Origin of the sequence: Chloroflexus sp., assembly GCF_034434295.1 — a bacterium.
Taxonomy (GTDB): domain Bacteria; phylum Chloroflexota; class Chloroflexia; order Chloroflexales; family Chloroflexaceae; genus Chloroflexus.
Genome location: NZ_DAOTZQ010000126.1, coordinates 1 through 15853, shown reverse-complemented (window position 1 = coordinate 15853; position 15853 = coordinate 1). Strand labels below are relative to the sequence as shown.

9 protein-coding genes and 1 pseudogene are annotated in these 15853 nt (G+C 55.7%); 7 read left to right on the top strand and 3 right to left on the bottom strand.

What is annotated here, in order from left to right; translation table 11 throughout:
- Both VAE57_RS16700 and VAE57_RS16695 read right to left on the bottom strand, forming a co-directional pair.
- Nucleotides 1–974: pseudogene (locus tag VAE57_RS16700) on the bottom strand (hypothetical protein); the annotation flags it as partial.
- A 174-nt stretch (nucleotides 975–1148) separates the two neighbouring features.
- Nucleotides 1149–2639, bottom strand: a complete 1491-nt coding sequence (locus VAE57_RS16695) for a hypothetical protein (RefSeq protein WP_322822988.1) — start codon at nucleotides 2637–2639, stop codon at nucleotides 1149–1151.
- Between the two features lie 141 nt (nucleotides 2640–2780).
- Between VAE57_RS16695 and VAE57_RS16690 the strand changes: the two genes are divergently transcribed.
- From VAE57_RS16690 to VAE57_RS16660, 7 genes are all read left to right on the top strand, one after another.
- Complete coding sequence (locus tag VAE57_RS16690) at nucleotides 2781–4892, top strand: SulP family inorganic anion transporter (protein ID WP_322822987.1); 2112 nt, start codon at nucleotides 2781–2783, stop codon at nucleotides 4890–4892.
- 18 nt (nucleotides 4893–4910) lie between these two features.
- Entirely contained in the window at nucleotides 4911–5891 is a 981-nt protein-coding gene (locus tag VAE57_RS16685) for a fructose-bisphosphatase class II family protein (protein WP_322822986.1), read from the top strand.
- Between the two features lie 839 nt (nucleotides 5892–6730).
- On the top strand, nucleotides 6731–7981 hold the full coding sequence (locus VAE57_RS16680) for a class I SAM-dependent RNA methyltransferase (protein ID WP_322822985.1): 1251 nt from the start codon (nucleotides 6731–6733) through the stop codon (nucleotides 7979–7981).
- A 386-nt stretch (nucleotides 7982–8367) separates the two neighbouring features.
- Entirely contained in the window at nucleotides 8368–8886 is a 519-nt protein-coding gene (locus VAE57_RS16675) for a Rab family GTPase (protein ID WP_322822984.1), read from the top strand.
- The gene (locus VAE57_RS16670; protein ID WP_322822983.1) at nucleotides 8883–9590 is read left to right on the top strand and encodes a hypothetical protein; all 708 of its coding nucleotides are present in this window, start codon (nucleotides 8883–8885) and stop codon (nucleotides 9588–9590) included. Before VAE57_RS16675 ends, VAE57_RS16670 begins: the two co-directional genes overlap by 4 nt.
- Before the next feature lie 23 nt (nucleotides 9591–9613).
- Entirely contained in the window at nucleotides 9614–10990 is a 1377-nt protein-coding gene (locus VAE57_RS16665; protein WP_322822982.1) for an SH3 domain-containing protein, read from the top strand.
- Between the two features lie 203 nt (nucleotides 10991–11193).
- Nucleotides 11194–12807 (top strand): ATP-binding protein, encoded by a 1614-nt coding sequence (locus VAE57_RS16660; RefSeq protein WP_322822981.1) that lies wholly within the window; start codon nucleotides 11194–11196, stop codon nucleotides 12805–12807.
- 528 nt (nucleotides 12808–13335) lie between these two features.
- On the opposite strand, the gene gyrA is transcribed toward VAE57_RS16660, so the two are convergent.
- A complete protein-coding gene (gene gyrA / locus VAE57_RS16655; protein WP_322822980.1) occupies nucleotides 13336–15804 on the bottom strand; it encodes a DNA gyrase subunit A in 2469 nt (822 codons plus the stop codon).
- Nucleotides 15805–15853: the final 49 nt, after the last annotated feature.

Here is a 15853-nt window from a genome sequence, read left to right as displayed (position 1 = left end):
GCCTCGGTGCGGATCGGGCCACAACTGCTGTTCGGTTGCGCCTGTGCCCAATCCGGTGTTCCGCGTACAATCACCATTGGTCTGGCACCGGCAGCATTGATTGCCTGCAATTCAGCTTCGACCTGGCGGAGTGCAGCCCAGTTCCGCACACCCGGCGTTGGTTCAACCTCCGACCAGAGGATACCGTTGTAGCGCACCCAGTCTACTCCCAGCTCGGCCAGGCGCTCAGCAGTAGCGGCGACAGACCCACGGTTGATCTCGACGCCAAACCCCAACCGGCCACTCCGCAGATCGGGCAATGGCTGCGGCGATGTGTACAGCTCACGACCGAGCAGACCCAGCAACACTCGTGAGCGGGCTGGATTTTGCGGATGCCATTCAAACCGTGCCCGCTCAAACCACTGTGTCAGCACCAGATCACCATTCGCATTGCGCTCCATCTGCGGTGCAGTCAACGGATACCCGAACAGCGCCAGCGACTGCGCGTAGCGGCTCAGGCCGGGAATGCGCAAACCATTGTTCTGCCAATACGAACGAAACCCGACCCCAGGCTCCTGATCGCAGACGTTATGACCGGTTTCGGGAAACCAGAGGCATCCAGGCTGTGGCCCGTTATCGGGTGGATCGGCAAACGGATCGCGACCACTGCGAGTCAATGCCTCTGCCCCCATCCGCCCAATCTGGATGCGATAGGCCGGTGGATTAGCGGGATGCAGCTCCAACCGGTTTCGCTCTGTCCATTGCACCGTCAACAGCCGCCCGTCATCACCACGAAACTGTTCCAGTGCGCTGATCGGATAGCCGAAGACTGGCAAACCACCGTTATCACGCCAATACGCGGCGAACGAGGGATGGAGACAATCGTCGATGAGCGGAATATCGGGAAAGCAGACCTGCGCAGCCGTTTGGGCTACTGCGGGTGTGGTTGATACCAGTAACGCCAGTAGTGTAATAACCATCAACCATTGTTTCATTGCTGGTATTCCTCTCTCACTCACACAGAGAGTCGCGCCAGTGGTATTTGCCGAGAAGCCGCTGACACGTGGAAACCATCCCAAACCCAGTGCTCAAGCGGGTTGCCAACGTCACCACTCGCATAAACCTGATAGCAAACCTCGCATGCCACCCAAAGCCTTTCACCTGCTCCCTTACTCACCCCAGCGACAGGCGTGGATGGTCAGAGGAGCCGGGTAGCGCGGATCGGGTATCTCGGCGACGACCGGACAGCGCTCAGCAAGATCAGACCGACCGGACAGCAATGGCAGCGCCTGCTCTTGCAACACCAGATACGTGGGCTGGTACTGGTCAATGGCGTACAGAGCAGCCTCGCCAAACCCGCCCGGCCCTAATCGGGCTGCAATATCGGGCTGCAAGAGACCGGCAAAATCGACCATCGGTCGTTGGGCGTAATAGCCGATAATACCGATCTCCAACGTCGCCACACTGTCAGTTGGCGAGGTATTGGCTGCCAGCCACTCACCGGCAGCACGATAGACGGGTAGCCGCTGATCGATCTGTTGGCCCAATCGGTAGACAGAGCTACCCAGCCAGAGCGTCGTACCACCTACCAATACGATAACGCCGATCACCATGAAGCGCATACCGCCAATTCGCTGCAACCAATCACTACAAAAACGTACACCAAGCCCAAAGAGCGGGGCAAGACCGATCACGAGAGGAGCAACGTACCAGAAATACCCGGCGACGTGCAACCACGTATACGCCAGACCGTAGAGCGCTGCCCAGCCGGGCAGAAACAACCAGCGCCAGGAACGAATACTTACGATCAGACCCAATACAGATAGGTAGAAGATCATCCGATACAGTGGTTGCGCAAGATGAGCCGTCAACGTTACCCACAAGCGATCACCAAAATCGTAGAAACCGGGAATCAGAGCCTGTTGTTGTTTGGCGTAAAGGGTGATCGGAAACGGCCTGCCATACACAACCCACGCCAGTCCCATGCCGGCGATCACGATTCCGATCCAGATCATCGCTGCCGACCACGGCCAGCGCCGCGGGTTACGCCAGGTGTTATTGATTGTCATCAGGAGCAGCAGAGCTAATGGCCCAACCAGAACACCGTCCGGGCGCAGCCAGACCAGTACCCCCAGCAAGAGACCGATCAGTACTTGCTGCCCGCGTGCCGCCCAGACAAACACCCACAGGGTCAAGGCCATTGCCGGTAACGTTTCACTCCCCAGGGTCGAGAGCGGTAGTGGAAAGAGCAGATACAACAGTGCCGCACTACCACCGGTGATGGTATCACCCCACTGCCGCCCCAATTGCCAGAGAGCCAGTGCGCCAGCGGCGTGGCTTAAACAGCCAAGCAAATTTGCTGCCAGTGGCAACGACCAGCCCAGCATGGCTATTGGGGTGAGGATCAGGGCAAACAGCGGTGCGGTTGTGCTTAAGGTTGGTGTGTCAGGGTTATAGACAAAGCCAAATCCGTGGGCCAGATTATGAGCGTAGCGGTAGGTGATATACGGGTCATCGTAACCGCGCTGATACAGGATGGCGAATAAACATAGACCAATTATTCCTACCAGGAGCCAGCGAATCCGGTCAATAACAGCTAACCATCGCGATTGCGATGAGCTACCGTCAATCAGCGCCGATTGTGCAAACCTGGAACCCAATGAGACCTCTTTATTTATCTATATCATTACAAAGCAGCGCTACAATAGCGGTATCATACCTGCATTATAGTCGGTTGGTACAGTACCCTTGCAGAGCAGAGATAGTTACCGGACGTACCATTTGTAGAAACCCTGCCTTCTATGATCGACTATTTACGTACAGTTACCATTTTGCTCACCCAACCGATCCGGTTGGTGCGTACTTTCACGCCTGATACATTGCGGGCTGACTTTCTGGCCGGCTTGACCGTTGGGCTGGTGTTGTTACCGCAATCGCTGGCCTTTGCAATTTTGGGCGGACTACCGCCAATTGTTGGTCTGTATAGTGCGTTGACTGCTACAATTGTTGGTGCGCTATGGGGATCATCGAGCCATCTCAACAGTGGCCCCACCAACACCGCTGCCATCATTACCTTATCGGTGCTGGCACCCATCGCAACTGTAGGGAGTGCTGAATTTGTGACGGCGGCCAGTCTGATTGCTATCATGGCCGGTATTATCCGGCTTGTGATGGGGATTGCGCGACTTGGCATGCTGGTTAACTTTGTCTCCGATGCGGTGGCCGTTGGCTTCACTGCTGGCGCTGGTATTCTTATTCTCTCGAATCAGATTGGCCCGCTCTTGCGCATTGATCTTCCGCCAGGGGCCGGTATCCTGACAACCATCACCGAAACGGCGACCCATCTCGATACGGTTCACTGGCCATCGCTGGCGATTGGCCTCGCAACGATTATCATCATTCTCCTTGCACCACGCTTAACCCGCAAAGTACCAGCGGTATTACTCAGTATTACCATCGTATCACCGATTGTCTGGTTCCTCGATCTCACAGCACAAGGGGTGCGCGTCATGGGACCGGTGCCACCGGGATTACCGCCATTGGCCCAACTCCCCATCTTTGATCTGGACTTGATCAGCCATCTTGCGAATGGTGCATTGGCGTTAGCGATTATTGGTCTGGTTGAGGCAATAGCAATTGCAAGGGCAATTGCCGGCTACAGTGGACAGCGGATCGACAGCAACCAGGAATTTGTCGGGCAAGGTCTGGCCAATATCGTCTCCGGTATCTTTTCTGGTATGCCCTGCTCCGGCTCGTTCAACCGTTCGGCGTTGGCGTATCAATCAGGTGGGCAGACAGCGCTGACCGCGATTGTCTCTGGAATCACGGTATTCCTGGCTACAACGGTGCTGGGGCCATTCCTGGCGGAAGTGCCACGCGCAGCTCTGGCCGGTGCACTGGCGGTTACCGCATGGAGCATGGTTGATCGACGTGCAATGGCCCGTATCTGGCGTGGATCGCGTAGTGAATCGGTGATCATGATCACAACGCTCACCCTCACCCTAACCCTGCCGCTCCAGTTCGCCATTCTTATCGGTGTGCTCATGTCACTTGGCTACTACCTGCTGCGCACGGCTATGCCGCGTGTGGAAGCAGTGGTACCCGATGCCGAATTTCGACATTGGGAGTCGGCCTATGGACGGCCAATGTGTCCACAGTTGTTGGTGGTTGATCTACAGGGCGATCTCTATTTTGGTGCGGTGAACCACGTTGAAGAACAATTACTCAACCTGCTCGAACGACAACAGCAGGCGCGCTATATGCTCTTGCGCATGCACAGCGTCAACCAGTGCGATGTGAGTGGGATTCGCGCTCTGGAAACGATCCGGCGAATTCTGAGGGTTCGCGGTGGCGATCTTTTTTTCGTGCGGGTACGAGCAAGTGTGATGTATCGCATGCAAATCAGTGGCTTCTACGAGCAATTGGGTGCCGAACGCTTTCTCGACGAAGACAAAGCCATTGAATACCTGTTTTACCGGGTGCTCGACCCGGCGGTCTGCATTTATGAGTGTGACCAGCGCGTTTTTCGCGAGTGTCAGGAGCTGCCCAAACAACTGCTCCCCGGCCCGGTCGAGATCCCCGTGCTCGATGGGAAGCGTCCCGTCCATGTTACGGCGCACCGATTGTGGGAATTACTCCACACCGACCACCCGCCCCTGGTCATCGATGTACGCGAACCGCGTGAATTCCAGCGCGGTCACATTCCCGATGCGCGTAACCTCCCGCTCTCACGGTTGTTCCACGAGCGCGATCAGTTGCCACCTGGCCCCATCGTGCTGGTCTGTCGGAGTGGTCGGCGCAGCCTACGCGCAGCCGCCTTACTGGCTGGTCGTACTCCACCACCCCATATTCTTGAAGGAGGCATGCTGGCATGGGAAGCAGCGAATCTTCTTGAAGCGGTTGAGCAATTTTGAACAGAGCAGGGAGCCTCTATGGATGTGCCACTGTCACAGAAACTCGGCCCAAACACCGGCCTTGATCTGGTACGCGCCACCGAAGCTGCCGCCATTGCCGCCGCCCGTCTGATGGGGCGGGGTGAGATTGAGGCTGCCGATCAGGCAGCCGCAACGGCGATGGCGGCTGCCCTGGCTAATCTGGAGCTGGATGGCCGGCTGGTGATGGGTGAAGAGGTACGGGAAATGACAACAACAGCGTTGTCTGGGGGAATGCGGATTGGTACCGGCAACGGGCCACCGGCCGATCTGGTCGTCGATCCCGTTGACGGGCGACGGCAACTCGCGCAGGGCAGAGCGGGTGCAGTGTCATTTGCTGCGGTTACCAACCGGGGGGCACTGTGGGCACCATATCCCGCAGCATATATGGACAAAATCATTGTTGGCCCACAGGTAGCGCCATACCTGGTACCGGAGTGTCTCGATGCACCTGCTGGCTGGACGCTGGCCCTGGTGGCACGGGCCACCCGTCGCTCGGTGCGCGATCTGGTGGTCTTTGTACTTGATCGGCCACGCCATGCCCACCTGATCGAAGAGATACGGGCTGCCGGAGCACGGGTGATGCTGGTCGACGACGGCGACATTTACGGCGCACTCCTGGCCACCATTGCCGGTACCAACGTTGACATCCTGATGGGGATTGGTGGTGCACCGGAAGGCGTACTAGCCGCCTGTGCCGTCAAATCACTCGGTGGCGCGATGCTGGCTCGTCTGGCCCCGCAGAGCGAGGCTGAGCGCACGGCAATTACCCGTGCCGGACTGGACACCAAACGTATCCTGACCTGTGATGATATTGTGAGTAGTAACCAGATCTTTTTTGTTGCCACTGGCATTACCGATAGCGTTCTGCTGCGCGGCGTGCGTCTGGCCGGCGACCGGGCCGAAACCAATTCACTGATTCTACGTTGTGAAACTCGTACCCGGCGGTTCATCTTCGCCGAACACCTGTTGACAGGGTGAGGTATGCCACAGATAGAAGTTATGACACACCATTCAACATCATCCAAAAGCTGCACCTGGGTGATGCGTCGCTGTGCGTAAGAGCTGATCGGCCTGCTGGGAGCAATCCCCGGCTCGCCCATATTACACCTGGTACCAGATCAAGCGTGATATTAAATCTGAAACATACCGGGCAGGGCACGCGATTCCGAAGGGGCGGGTTCAGAACCCGTCCCTACGAAACCCGCCCCTACACGCCCATCCGTATCATTCAGGTGATACCCACAGCGCATCGCAGACTGATGGTCACGGTTCTCCGCATATCCGGTGTCATGCAGTGAAGCACCGTATCGCGCAAGATTTGATATGACACGTTATCACATCATCACCAAGACGTTGTACCAGCGCTCCCGCGCCACTGACAAGCCCAACAAGGTCTGGCAGTGGCGTGCCTGGTGGCACTTCAATACGGGCGTAATACCGGAACACTGCCTATCGTTGCGCAAGCGTTGGCGTATCGTCACGAGGGCAGGACTTATCAGTGTATCACGTAGTGGCGCAAGTCGTGTGCCACTAACGGTGCAGTATGCCTTAACCCAAGGTACACCAGCACCAGACCTGTCACATACATCCTTACCTGATGCACCCTGCTGCATCAACATTTCTCACTTCCCACTCACTATTTCCTATCTCCCATTTTCTATCTCCTATCTCCTACCCCATACCTACACCAGATGCGTGATTAGCCTGAATTTGCTATGATTGAGAAGCATTTGTAAAGCGACAGCACGGCAGATTGTTCTAATCACACGCTGTCCAATACAAAACCGGTATTACCGGTATTACTCGTAGAGACACATATGCACGATACTATCGAACTTGAGATTGAAGGTATTGCCCAGGGTGGGGATGGCGTAGGCAGGTACGGCGATCTGGTCGTTTTTGTCACCGGGGCACTACCGGGTGAGATGGTCAGAGCGACTATCACCGAGCACCATACCCGATTTCTGCGGGCTACCGTGTGTGACATTCTGCGCACCGCTCCAGAGCGGGTTGAGCCTCAGATCAAGCCTGGCGATCACGCACCGTGGCAACACATTGCCTATCCGGCGCAAGTGCGCTACAAAGGTATCATTGTTGCAGACCAGCTACGCAAGTTTCTCCCCGACCTCAACATCCCGATCCAGCCCGTGATTGCAGCACCGCATCCCTGGGGCTATCGCAATAGTGCCCATCTGCATGGAGACGGAGCGACTCTTGGTTATCATGCAGCCGGCACGAAGACCGTCGTTGATCTGGCAGATGATCCACTACTTTTACCGGCACTACGGGCTACGCTGCTGAGCTTGCGCCGGTTACCCTTTGCCGGTCTAATCAAAGAGGTTACGTTGCGGGCCAGCGCAACCTATGGCTATGCTGCTGCTCGCCTCTCACCGATACCAGATGCCGAACGACATGCGCTGTGGCGGCTGGCCACAGCCTGGAAGGCATCAACCCCCATGCTGGCAGGGGTCACGCTGGAAGATGAACCATTCGTGGGAACACCCTTTGTGTACGACGAACTCGACGGGGTAATCTTTCGGCTGAGTCTGGGCAGCTTCTTCCAGGTGAATCATGTCCAGGCCGAGCGCATGGTTGCAGTCGTTCGTGATGCACTTGTCCCGCATGGCGGTCGCCTCCTCGACGCCTACAGTGGGGTGGGGAGCTTTGCCCTGCCACTGGCCAGATGCTACGATAAAGTGATCGCCGTTGAATCCTATCAACCGGCTGTAGAGGATGGTCGGCAGAGCGCCATTGATAACCAGATTACAAATGTACAATTTATCAACGGCGCTGCCGAACGCACCGTTGCCCATCTCAGCGGGCCTTTTCACGCCGTCATTCTCGATCCGCCTCGTCGTGGGTGTCATCCGGCCCTGATCGAGGCGATTATCGCTCACGCACCGCCCCAAATCGTCTATATTTCGTGTCATCCCGGCCTGATCGGGCGCGATATCGCTCCATTACTGGCTGCGGGTTATCAGATCACGTTTGTTCAGCCTATTGATCTCTTTCCACAAACCCCACACATTGAAACGATAATTCATTTACGATCTCGTGTAAGAGAATAAGATGAATTATTTTTAGTTTTTGAAATGATTAATTTGTAAGTTGCGGTTTATATGACAATTGACAGAAACAATCAAGTTGTTATAATACTGAAGCGACAATTCACATGGTATATTTCACGCCATGCAGTAATTTAAAATCAAGCATGTAAATATGTACCGAATAAAACACTGTGATCAAGTTTACCTTTCACATATCATTGGCGGATGACAAACATCTGTATATAGCATATAACTACTATTTATTGCTTATACCTTCCGTTAGATTGATCTGCCACGTTCGATTGCAAACCGAGCAATTGGCGATCTCTGCCCTGCGGATGATAAGCTGTGTTATACTGTATGTTGTTGTTCAAATGGTTTCGATTTATTTCAACGGATCACATACTGTGAACCGACTCACTGCCAAAATCTGTTTGCTGGGAGAATTCTCGGTTGGTAAAACCAGCCTGATCCGTCGTTTTGTCGAAGGTGTCTTCGACGAGCGCTATTTGAGTACGCTTGGCGTCAAGATCAACCGACATACCCTGCATGTCGATCAAACTGAAATCAATCTCATCATCTGGGATACAGCCGGTGGCGAAAAGTTTGATCAGGTCGTTCAGAATTATTATCGCGGTGCGGCGGGTGCCATTCTCGTCTGTGATGTGACCCGTCCTGAAACGTTATCCGCACTTCACGAATATGCTACGGCTTTTCACTCGGCCAGTCCACATACCCCATTCGTCATTGCAGCGAACAAGATCGATCTGACCACACAGCGGCGCATTGCCGATGAAGAGATTGCAACAGTAGCAGCGGCGCTACAAGCTGATTGGACATTCACCAGTGCACGTACCGGTGAAGGAGTTAGTGACATATTCCACGCGCTAGGGCGTCGCATCGGTCAACGAAGGGGGACGGTATGACTGACGAAGTAAACGGGATCAGAACTCCGCAAGAAGAAGCGGAAGAGCTTGAGCGAGTGCGCCAGATCATTCTTGGCTCGAATGCTCGCCAGCCGCGCCAGGCTGAGGTTGATCGGCTGCGGGAGATCATCTTTGGCCCGCAAATGGAAGAGTATGCCCGCATGTTCAGTGACCTTCGTCGCCAGCTTGAACATCTCACCGAAGATGTACGCCAATTGCAGGACCGGTTAGGCGAGGTGGAAAAGAGCGTGCAACGTCGCTTCGACGCCCTCGAAGTCGAAACCCGGCGGCTCAATGATGAGTTGCGGCGTGAAATTGAGCGTCAGCGCGCTCGCGAGTCGCTGTTGCAACAGGTTGTGGCCCAGGCTCGACAGCACGAAGCGGCAATTACCGGTCTGGGGGATGGCGTGAGCGAACTGCGTCGCGTACAGAGCCATCACGATCTTGAAATTCGCTCCGGTCGGGCCGGTCTGGCCGAAACACGCGATCTCCTCGAACAGCGCACGCAGGCATTACGGCGCGAAATTCGCAGCACCGAAGATGCGCTACGGACTGAGCTGCGACGGATCGCTGACCGCCTGGATAATCAGAAGACTGACCGCAAAGCGCTGGCCAGTATGCTGATTGAAATTGCCACCCGGCTGGAAACCGGAAGTACGGTCGCCGGTTTGCTCGATGGACTCTCCTCTGCCAAAGATGAATAGGCAGGCTGGTAGTACGAGCGATTATGGCTACCGATCCACAAACGAGTCGCGAGATTGAAGAGCTGCGGCGTGTGCTGTTGAAGCCAGAGGCACTGGTTGACCGGATTAGTCCGGTCATTGCCGACATTCTGGCCGAGCAGATTACCACGTCGAAAGACGAGATCGCTCGTGCGCTGGCACCAGCCATTGGTGAGGCTATTCGTCAGCAAGTCTACAAGGCGCGTGAAGATATTATCGATGCGCTCTACCCAGTGATCGGGGCGATGATCGCCAAAGCAGCAACCGAAGCGATCCGCGATCTGGCCTCGCAGATTGATACTCGCATCCGCACCGGCTCTCTGCTGATGCTCGACCCTGGCTACTGGCAGGCACGCGCCCAGGGTATTTCTGCCGGTGAGTATGCGCTGCGCAGCCAGTTACCGTTTTCAGTACAGGAAGTCTTTCTCATCCAAAGCGACTCCGGCATTTTGATCTGTCATCTTGCCGCGCCGGGCATCCCGGCTGCTGATCGAGACCTGGTCAGCGGCATGCTCACCGCTATTCGCGACTTTGCCCGCGATGCGCTAGGTGAAGGTGATGAGCTTGGCGCTATCAGCTATGAATCGCGTCAGATCGTGATTGCAAGTGGGAGTGCCGCCTACCTGGCAGCAGTGATCACCGGTGTTGAACCGCGCGGTTTCCGTGAACAATTACGACAGACACTGGTAGCGATCCACGAAGGGCGCTATGAACGTATCCGCAATTTTGCCGGTGATGATGAAGCATTGGTTAGCGAGATCGAAGCCCTGATCCGTGAACGCATACCACTGGCTACTATTGAGGTTGATCGTAGCCGCCCGCAAAATACCTTTATTCAGCGGGCTGTCCTGGTCTTTCTGCTGTTGATCGCCCTCTCGCCCCTCTTGCTTTGTGGCTGGTGGGTGATGAGTGTTGAAGCTCGCATGGCGACTCTCTTTGCACCGACAGCGACGCCAACCGCAACGGCCATCCCAACGGCGACGCCGACGCCAACGGCGACGCCAACGGCAACGCCAACTGCAACCGCAACCCCGACGACTACCCCAACCGCGACCGCAACCCCGACGGCTACCCCAACCCGTACTCCAACCCCGACGATCACACCTACACCAACCGCAACACCGATCCCATACGATGGTGTGATGACGGGGAACGTATATTTGTATAGCTTCCCAGATGAGGCCAGCGAGCGTAGCCCAATCGTAGCGCCGCGAAATGCGCCTGTCATCGTACTGGCACAATATGGTGATTGGTACCAGGTGCGGGTTGACGTCCGGATCGATCAAGAGTCTATTCAGCTCATCGGTTGGGTTCCGTCACGATGGGTAGGATTGGTACGGCCAATTCCGCCATCGCTGGTAACTCCTTTCCCACGCCCCTGAAATCAAGATATTTGACGAAGGGGAGGACGGGCTTAATCATAAACGGACGGTGAAATCTTCTGGTACCTGCTGTTCGCTCTGCTCTACCGGGCATCACGGCAGAACGATCGCCGTGAACAAGTATCTGAACTATCAATTCGACAGGTGGATGAACCTTTGACTACCGGCGACCTGATGCATAACAGCCACAAGCGAGGTAGACGATGTCGTTATCGGTTGAACAACGGGTATTGATTGAAACCGGGAGTGCGTATGTCGTGGTCGATCCTGATCTGCGCATTCAGAGTGCCGGTGGCGTGCTAGCGCTGCTTGGCGGTAAACCACCGATTGGAGTGCATCTGCTCGATGTATTACCGGAATTACTCGGTAATGAAGAGGCACTGGCCGAGATATTGCACGGCGAACGGGATCGCCTTTACATGCCGTTGATCAACCGTCAGATGCCCGATGGTTCTACCCTCTACATCGATCTCTTGACGATCCCTCTTACTGATAAAGATGAGCGGATCACCGGTCTGATCCAGATTGTGACCGATACGACCCAACGCAGCATTATGGAACAACTACGCTCCCAACAGCGTAATGAATTACAGTTGCTGAAAGATCGGCTGCAACGGCAGAATGTCGAGCTGGCCCGCATCAATGCCAGTTTGCTTAAAACCACGAAGATCAAGGACGAGTTTCTGGCCAGTATGAGCCATGAAATACGTACCCCGCTCACGGCCATTTTGGGCATGGTCGATCTGCTGCGCACTCAGTTGGTTGGCCCATTAAGTGATGAACAGATGGGAGCAATTGATGGGATTAAAAAAGGCAGTCAGCATCTGCTTTCGCTCATCAATGACTATCTCGATATTGCCAAAGTTGAAGCGGGTCAGATGGAGCTAGACCTGACGCCGGTTTCAGTGCAAGATGTCTGCATGTCGTTGCGCCCACTGGTGGCTGACCTCGTCAGACGCGCCAACCTGTCATTAATCTTCGACATTGATCCTGCGGTGCAGGTCATTCTGGCTGATGCACGACGATTGCGCCAGATTTTGATTAACCTGCTCTCGAATGCAATCAAGTTCACTCCTGCCGGTGGTAAAGTGGGGTTAGAGGTACGTGGTGAACCGGAACAGGGAGCGGTGCGTTTTACGGTGTGGGACACCGGGATTGGAATTTCGGCTGAAGATGCTGCACGCTTGTTTGAACCATTCCAGCAGATCGAGAGTGAACGGCAAAAAGAGGTGACCGGTAGCGGTTTGGGGCTGGCACTGGTGGCCAAACTGGTTCGCCTCCACGGTGGCAGTGTTCGCGTCGAAAGTGAAGTGGGAGTTGGGAGTCGTTTTCACGTCACGCTGCCCTGGGAACCGGATGAGCAATACCGCTTTCTGGAACAACTCGATCAGCAAGAGCGGGAGGAAGATACTCACCCAACCAATTTGCCTGCCGCCTCACCACGGGCCGGTGATCGCCCACTCCTGATGGTTGAAGATGATGTTGCCAGTGCCACCTTGATTGCCGACTACCTGCGCCGCTGTGGGTATCGGGTAGTGCATGTCGAGTCAGGCGAAGAGGCGCTGGCCTACATTCAGGGTGAATTACCGTGTTTAATCCTCCTCGATGTCCGCCTGCGCACGATGAGCGGTTTTGAAGTGATGCAGCACGTGCGCAGGCAGGTAGCCACTCGTGATTTACCAATTCTGGTCTTAACGGCGCTGGCTATGCCCGGCGACCGTGAACGGTGTCTCGAAGCCGGAGCTGATGCATACCTTGCTAAGCCGATTCGTTTACGGCTCCTCGCCGAACGGATTGCTGCGTTGCTTGAGCGGTAGGACGTAATATCAAGATAGGTGTATCACTGCTTATACCACCAATCGCCGTTCATCAGTCCGATGATAGGGTTTACCTTGATCCGAGGAGTGACTTCCCTTCTGCGCTCGTTCATCACCTGTGCCACAATCACGCGACGGGGGCGGAAGTGAATTGAACGCCCTGCGCCATCGCTCACACACAGGCAGCTCGTCACAGCAGGTCAAATCAGACGGAAGTGCGCTATCTGCACGTCGTCACTGTGACCGGTAGCGGAAGCGCTGCGTTCTGCGTCTGATCGTCAACACGGCTGGCGCGGCAGCGTGGTTGCCGCACTCCACATCACACGCCACAGGCCACGCTATCTGGCAACGGTGTCCGTGAAACCTGGTTACTCCGTCTATACGGGGAAGAGGTCTTGGATATGCGTGAACACTTTCACCCACCGCCCTTCGCTCGCTGCGCGAGCGAAGGGTAAGCACTGGTTTGTGCTGGAGTGTCATGATACGGCAGAACGCACGTTAGTTCAAATATCTTATCCCCTCTGCCCCTTACGACAACGGATCGATCAATGTCGGTGTAGAACTGTTCCCGTTCTCTTCCGGGTCTTCCACCGATAGCGCAGCCACCCGATCACCGGTCGCCACATTGACAACAGTCACCCCCTGCGTGGCCCGGCCCAGACGTGAGATCTCGCTGGCGCTGGTGCGCAATACCATCCCACCGGTAGTGATAAAGGTGAGCAGAGAATGCTCATGGACAACCGCCGCCGCAGCAACTTCGTCAAGATCGTTGCGCAGTTTGATAGTAATCACACCACCGGTAGCCCGACCTTTGACCGGATATTCAGAGAGTGCCGTTCGCTTGCCTATCCCTCGTGCAGTGACAACCAGCAGATCGGCCCCCTCTTCAGCCAGATCCATGCTGACAACGCGATCACCGTCGGCCAGGTTAATCCCGATCACGCCGGTTGCCGGACGACCCATTGGTCGCACTTCGCTCTGCTCGAAACGCAACGTCTGACCACGCGCTGTCGTTAGCAAGATGTCTTCGTGGCCGTGGCTGACCTGCACCCAACCCAACACATCACCCTCTTCCAACCCAATCGCAATCAAGCCGTTCGAGCGCACCTGACTGTACTCACGCAATTGCGTGCGCTTGATCTTCCCGCGCACCGTCGCCATCACCAGATACTCGGCGTCAAACTCGCGCACAGCCAGCATTGACGTTACCTGTTCACCCGGTTCGAGCGAGATCAGGTTTACCAACGGCAACCCTTTCGCCGTGCGGGAACTGTCGGGAACTTCGTGCGCCTTCAGTTGATAGACCTTGCCGCGGTCGGTGAAGAAGAGCAGGTTATCGAGCGAATTGCACGTCAGCAGGTGGCGCACAATATCCTGTTCTCTGGTCAGCATACCCTTGATGCCCCGACCACCGCGGCGCTGAGTGCGGTAGGCATCAGGCAACTGACGCTTGATATAGCCACGGTCGGTCAAGGTAATCATCACCCGCACATCGGGGATCAGGTCTTCGTCGCTCACTTCACCAGTGACATCAGGAATAATGCGGGTGCGCCGCGGATCGCCATACTTCTCTTTCAGGCGAGTCAGGTCTTGCTGGATCAGGTGCAACACCTTGCGCGGATTGGTCAGAATATCTTCCAGTTCGGCGATCAGCTTGATCACCTCACGGTATTCATCTTCGATCTTCTTGCGTTCGAGCGCAGCCAGACGGCGCAACTGGAGATCGAGGATAGCCTGTGCCTGACGCTCGGTAAGCGAAAAATTACTCATCAGGTTATTGCGGGCGCTCTCAGCAGTTCGCGAGTCGCGAATGGTCTGAATGACAGCATCCAGGTTATCGAGCGCAATCTTCAAGCCCTCCAGAATGTGGGCACGTTCACGAGCACGGGCCAGATCGAATTCGGTTCGGCGTCGAATGACCTCCTGCCGGTGAGTGATGTACTCTTGCAAGAGGCGTTTGAGGGTCAAGACGCGCGGCTGGCGACCGTGCTCAACCAATGCCAGCATATTGATCCCGAAGGTGGTCTGCATTTGGGTGTGCTTGTAGAGCGCATTGAGCACCTTCTTGGGTTGGGCATCTTGCTTCAAGAGGATCACCAATCGCATGCCGGTGCGGTCGCTCTCATCACGCACATCGCGAATACCCTCGATCTTGCGATCTTTGACCAGCTCGGCAATTCGCTCTTGCAGACGCGCCTTGTTGACCTGATACGGCAATTCGGTGACGACGATCATAAAGGCTCCGCGCCCGGCCTCTTCGATATGCGTCTTGGCGCGCAGTGTAATCTGCCCGCGTCCGGTGCTGTAGGCGGCTAGAATCCCCTCGGTGCCCAAAATCAGCCCGGCAGTCGGAAAGTCAGGGCCGGGGATAATCTTCATCAGCTCCTCAACCGTGGCCTCCGGGTGTTCGATCAGATAGCTGATCGCATCGCAGAGTTCGCCGAGGTTGTGCGGCGGAATGTTGGTTGCCATGCCAACCGCAATCCCGGAAGCACCGTTGAGCAGCAGATTGGGAAGAATAGCCGGGAGCACGACTGGCTCGCGGTAGCTGCCATCGAAGTTATCACGAAAATCGACGGTATCTTTCTCAATCTCACTGAGCAACTCTTCGGCAATTGGTGCCAGGCGCGCTTCGGTGTAGCGCATCGCTGCAGGCGGATCGCCATCGATGGAACCGAAGTTACCCTGGCCATCGATCAGGGGATACCGCATACTCCAGGGCTGGGCCATGCGGGCCAGCGCATCGTAGACGGCACTGTCGCCGTGGGGATGCATTTTACCGAGCACATCACCCACGATGCGAGCACTCTTTTTGTATGGCTGATTACTGCGAAAGCCCATGTCCCACATGCCGTAGAGAATACGGCGCTGCACCGGCTTCAAGCCATCACGCGCATCAGGAAGTGCGCGTGAGACGATGACGCTCATCGCGTAGCTGAGATAGGCCGTCCGCATCTCATTGGTGATGTTGACGGGCCGGACGATACCGATTTCCATTTGTTACTCCGTTACGTCGGTTTTAGCGCATTATTATGCGATGTTTGCC